The organism is Nonomuraea basaltis, from assembly GCF_005893125.1.
In the GTDB taxonomy this organism is placed as follows: domain Bacteria; phylum Actinomycetota; class Actinomycetes; order Streptosporangiales; family Streptosporangiaceae; genus Nonomuraea; species Nonomuraea basaltis.
The window spans coordinates 1-5361 of sequence record NZ_VCJS01000426.1 but is presented as its reverse complement, the minus strand read 5'-3'; the positions used below and the strand labels follow the sequence as shown (position 1 = coordinate 5361).

Sequence of the window (5361 nt, the reverse complement as noted above, 5' to 3'; positions counted from 1 at the left end):
CTTGTACTCGTCACACAGGCATGATCACGAGCGGCTGCTCTCTTTGTGCCCGCTTCCCATCACAAGATCGCAACGGCCTATCGCGCATCCGTGCTGGTCACACTGCGAATGGTGACTGCCGTACTAGTCAGATGGGAAGCGTGGTAACGAGTCTTGTAGCAATCCTGGGGACACTCTTGGGAGCCACCGCCACATATGTCTTCCAGATGCGGACCGCCAAGCAGGCACGCCAGTCTGCGCGGGAAGAACGACTGTGGCAAGAACGTCTGGCCGCATACAGCGCCTTCGCAGGCGCGCTTACGGATTTTCGGAAGAGCCAGAACGACCGATGGCACAGGGAACAGGAAGACTCTCAGAGCGCTGCGTACGCTACGGCACGCGATGATTCCTACCGCCAACGCGCCAACGCGACGGCTGCTCTCTTCAGGCTGCGGCTGGTTACGACCAACCAGGAACTCGATGACTTGGCATCGTTAGCGTTGAGGCTGACCGAGGAAATCCACGAAGCTACAGACGAACAGGATCGAACTGACCGAGGTCGAAAGGCCCGCCGGGCCCTTCTCGACTTTGCTCAGGCAGCGGCAGGTGATGTCCAGAAGCTCGATGTGTAGCGATCTCGAACTGTCGACGGAACCCGTCACCAACCTTGACAGTCCACCTCGACGCGGGCCTCGGGGGTTGCTGCGGATGACGCGGCTTCCTACGTTGAGGGTCATGAAGTCGACCATTGTGGAGATCCTCGCCCCTCAACCTTCGAGTTGGTACAAGAACCAGACCAGTACGGCTGCCAGAGGCGGTTGTAGCCAGCACGGAACTCCTCCCTGTCATGACGTGATCGTCGCCAGCGTGATTCTCGCTAACGCCGGCAGCGAAAACATTCAGTGGGCTGTCTGCCATCGAGGCCTTGACGAACTCCAGAGGGGTCAGACCGGAGAGCACATCTGATCCGTAGGGAAGGGCAGATGCCTCGTCAGCGGCCTCCCGCCCTGGTGAAGCGGTGGATACGGACCGGTGCCACGCGGTCGGGTGTGACGGTGTTGCTGTACAGCGCTGCTGTACAGCAACTGAGGGCTACACAACCACCGCAGTCGACACACCTGGACCGTGCAGATCGACTGCGCGACCGCCGTTACATCGGCGGTAAAGCACACAGCACTAGACAGCCAGGATCTTCCTTGCCGCCCGCCAAGGCGTGCTGGCATCATGGCAAACATGATCGAGAGAATCGAGTCCTCCCTCCGCCGGTGAGCGTAGCGACCGAGCTTGGACCGCTCGGACCCCAGATCACCTTGTTCGACTACGCGGTGCACCTGCACCAGCAAGATCCTGACTCGCCCCTGCCACGTGACGGCGAGCCGTACCCCGACGACGAACTCCACCGTCAACGGGCTCAGCCACACCCACCTGAAGATCGACGACTCGCAGGCGCGGACGTCGCCCACATCCTGGATTCACACTTCGCCAAGCCCGAGGCACCCCCAAGCGCGCTAGCCAATGCGTTCCATGATGTCTACGTCCCCATCCATCACAACGAGCACATCGCTGCCGCGGCGCTCCGAGCGGACAGGCATCGGGTTCAGCAGACCGGGCAGTGGCTGGTGCAGCACAGCACCGACCGATGCTCGGCCATCGTCGGGCTGGCGCTACTCGCCGCCGACTGGGCGGAGGAGGACATCCCGCTGATCCAGACCATCGGACTGCTGTCGAACCAGTTCGGCCCGTTGGCTGCTCATGCTCTCCGACGCCGCCGCGGTGGCTCAGAGGCGCTGCAGTGGCTTGCCGAGCGAGTCACCGGCTGGGGGCGGGTCTATGTCATCGAGGCACTCTGCCTGGCCGGGGGGCGCGCATCACGTTCGTGGCTGCTACGTCACGCCTGCGACGGCGACTTTCTGAACGGCTACTTCGCCGGCAAAGTCGCCACCTCAGCCCACCTGCATGAAGCGATCACCAGGGCTGAAGCCGACGACGAGGTGGTCGACCACACCGGCCAGCTACTGACGATCATGGCTGATTGCTCTGGCATGGGCATGACCCTGGAGCACTATCCGCCCGCACACATCGTCCTCCAGGCGTATGCCAGTCACCTCGGTCGCCAGACACCGACCCTAAGCAGGTACATCAATGCGGCAATCATCGCCGACCATCTGGCACAGAAGCCACCGGAACGGCTCGGCTGCACCCTCGAACATCGAGACCGCCTCCTGCAGCAGTACCTCGCGGTACTCAACCGAGAGGACTGGAGCGAAACGGCTCGGGCGGAGCTCGCCTCAGACAGCTGGTTCGCAAGCAATGTGGCAGCACGCCTGCACCTCCGAGCATTCACAAGCGCTAATGCTGCCGACGCAGGGACAGAGTCGGCGGAGTAGGCGACCACTCAACGAACCGACACTGCCGCGATTCGCTGTCGAACCACGTCCAAAACGGCGATGCAGGACTCCGGGTCGGCAAGCCCTGCCGGTACGGGCCCACATCCACAACGGCGGCAACTACAACCTGCCGAACCCTCGACCTACGCTTTCCGTATATGCCCGGAGGGCGCGACCATCCTTTCAGCCTGTGGCAATGGTGCTGCCCAGACCGGCCAGGCGTAGCGCCAGATTTCGGGGGGAGTCGATCAGCTTGTGTCGGCCCTTGGCGGTTTCAAGCGCGGCTACGACAGGACTCGACAGGAACGCGATCAGCTCATCCACTTCCTGCCGGGACGGACGGGGGGTGAATTCCTTCCGCAAGGCGTAGATGATGTTCTCAACGCTGATGTACCCGTCATCGATGGGATCCTCGTCCACGGCTTCCTGGAAGGCCAGGTCGATGATCCTGCGCATTAGCAGCGAGCGCCGCTCCAGCGCCTGGTACCGCTCGGCCAGGTCGTCGCTGAATGTATCAATACGGGATAAGGCGTCCCGAAGTTCGGTGAGGGGCATCGGGTTTCGCGAGTGGCGATCGAGCAGGCTGACGAGGTCCTCGATGCGCAGAAGGACGACCTCATTCTCGGCCGCCCAGTTCTTGAGCCGTGGAGCGAATTCCGGCCCCACGACGACCACGTGATCAGCCTTGTGTTTGCGCTTGTGGTCACGTAACGCATCGAATTTGACGCTGGACTCGGCAACTTGGCCGCTCCCTGAGCTCTTCGCGTCAACGATGATCCGGTAGCGATCCTTCGTGGCCAGCTGTGCGATGCCCAGGACATCCGTGCGGCCCGAGCCGCCGAAGTGTTCGGCGTGGAACCCAAGGAAGGCGAAGGCCCGGGCGACGGCCTCCTCAAAATCCCGACTGTCCGTGCCAACAGTGCCGTGCTGCCGCAGCTGAGCGATAACCGCCTCGGGTACCGGGGAAGGGGTTGCACGCTGTGGTCCTGCCGGATCGGTCTCCTGCGGTTCTGTTTCGACGGGCAGCTGAAGTGTCAGGTGTTTGGCAAAACTGCGTCCGGCCGCAGTGACACGGAACCGCTGCCAGTCCACCCGCTCGGCGAGACCCGCGTCCTGGAGGAAGCCGAGCCTGAGGCGAACCTCTCCGTTCGACGCCTGGGTGCAGCCGTACATCTCCTTCGCTACGGCAACCAGCGCCGAGGTGGTGGCGGGCTTGCCTAAGTGACGCAGGATCTCACCGAAGAACTGATATCGCGAATGCAGATACACCGCGAGCAGCCTTTCGTTCCCCTTGTCGACGAGTCGGCGCGCGTCCTCGCTCGGCGCGAAGTGGTTGAATGACGTCTGCTCGACAAGTCCCATGTGCCGCAGGGCGTGCATCGTGCTGGTGAAGGACGACTTACTGATGCCGAACTCACTGCCGCACTGCTCGCCGAACTCCTCGAGCCCCGTTCCGTCACCCAACAGGGTCACCAGCCTGCGCAGAGCGGCGGTCGCAGTGAGAGTCGAGTCCCCGTCGCGGCTGTTGGAAGCGTTTCCCCGGGGGATATAGCCGATCAGAGCGCGACGGTTCCGCAGGTCGACCTGCTCCAACTCCAGGGAATCGCCAAAGAGTGCCGGTTGCCCCTCTTCGCCACCGTCCGGTCCAGCGGCCTCCTCTTCTCCCCGCGCGCTCTCGGGAGGGCAGAGCGGGAGGATCTCCAGCAGGGCGTCCCCTAGCTCAGTTCTGACGACCCGCTGGCCCCACAGCTCAATCATCCCCAGGCTCCTGAGCCATCCTGTGCGGTCCCGCACCGGTGACAGGCTCGTCCAGTTCAGCCCGTACGTCTCCGTGGCCACCTCTAACAAGTCCGCGTGTTTTGTCTGGTCCCCAATCGCCAGAAGGAGTTCGCCGAAGTACTTCACATGGGCGTGCAGATGAGCGGCCAGGAAGGAGTTGTCCTTGTTCTCCAACCATTGCTGAGAGTAGGTGCTCGGCTGCCACTGGCCTCCGTCCGACCGCTCGGCGAGGCTCGCAGGAGAAAGCACCCGTCGGCACAAGTCTTCGCAGCGGACGCTGACGCGCTTCCCCTCTGGCGTCAGCCACTCCAGCGCATCCGTGCCGTCGCAAGGCAGTTGAAGAAGCACCTGTCGGAGCAAGTCCACCTGGGCTTCTGTACCGCCCTGGATGTAGCCAAGGGAATTGCTCCGGTCACGCCACTGCTTGGCGGATACGGGCTGATGCATCTGCCCCCCTCACTGCGGTACTCGCACCTCTAACTGAGAGTAGACGGAACCCCCGACAACGAGGGCACAGTGCTCAGAACACCAACACTGAAGCGGACAATTCGCGCGATGACGTGATCAGGGTTAAGCACGCGCGAAGACCAGTGCTCCGTGCCCTGATGGGAGCGCAGTGAGAACTTCGCTGGTTTGTCGGTGATGGGCTCTATCGTGCACCACGTGACGAGTCGATTGAGGCCGAAGCAGTGTTCTATCCCAGACTGTGGAGGCGTGGCGTTCGGGCAGACCCTGCGCTGCCTGCGTTGCATCGACCATGAGTTCATCAGCTTTGGGGCCCAGCGAACCGGGCAGTTCTCGGCGGTGTCGGTCAAAGTCGTGGCGATCTGTCTAACGTGTAAGAAGCCGTGCACACCAAAGCTGTCGGAACTGAGGCAGGGTAAAGGCCCCTGCCGGCCTTGCGCTATCCGGCGACGCTCCGATGCCCGGCGGATCACACCTCATCAAGGCGTCGAGGAACTGGCAGGTTTTGGATTCAAGGTGACCGGCTCGTTCATAGACGCCTCCACCCCCGTGGAGGCTATCCACCTTGCATGCGGCGAGCCATGCAAGCCAAGTCTTCATCTCCTCCGCAAAGGCCCTCTGTGCCAGGCTCTACTGAGACAAACAGGATGAACACCCCAAGCTGGTAGAGCAGGGCGAGAACAGGTACTACCTTCGGTGACCATGACCATGCACGACCTCCAGGACGACGACGCCGGCGATGGCCCTCGAG

The 5361-nt window shown here is 62.5% G+C and carries 3 protein-coding genes; 2 read left to right on the top strand and 1 reads right to left on the bottom strand.

The window, feature by feature from the left end:
- Together EJK15_RS67490 and EJK15_RS67485 are read left to right on the top strand one after the other, a co-directional pair.
- On the top strand, nt 1–611 hold a 611-nt coding region (locus tag EJK15_RS67490), incomplete at its 5' end, for a hypothetical protein (protein ID WP_206062286.1).
- Nucleotides 612–1244: 633 nt separating this feature from the next.
- On the top strand, nt 1245–2366 hold the full coding sequence (locus EJK15_RS67485) for a hypothetical protein (RefSeq protein WP_138720630.1): 1122 nt from the start codon (nt 1245–1247) through the stop codon (nt 2364–2366).
- A 183-nt stretch (nt 2367–2549) separates the two neighbouring features.
- Here the strand turns inward: EJK15_RS67485 and EJK15_RS67480 are convergent, their stop codons facing one another.
- Nucleotides 2550–4592 (bottom strand): restriction endonuclease, encoded by a 2043-nt coding sequence (locus EJK15_RS67480; protein ID WP_138720629.1) that lies wholly within the window; start codon nt 4590–4592, stop codon nt 2550–2552.
- Nucleotides 4593–5361 lie beyond the last annotated feature (769 nt).

What these genes read in the sequence shown, in the direction of transcription:
- EJK15_RS67480 (WP_138720629.1), bottom strand. Translation starts at nt 4,592, where the DNA reads ATGCATCAGCCCGTATCCGCCAAGCAGTGGCGTGACCGGAGCAATTCC.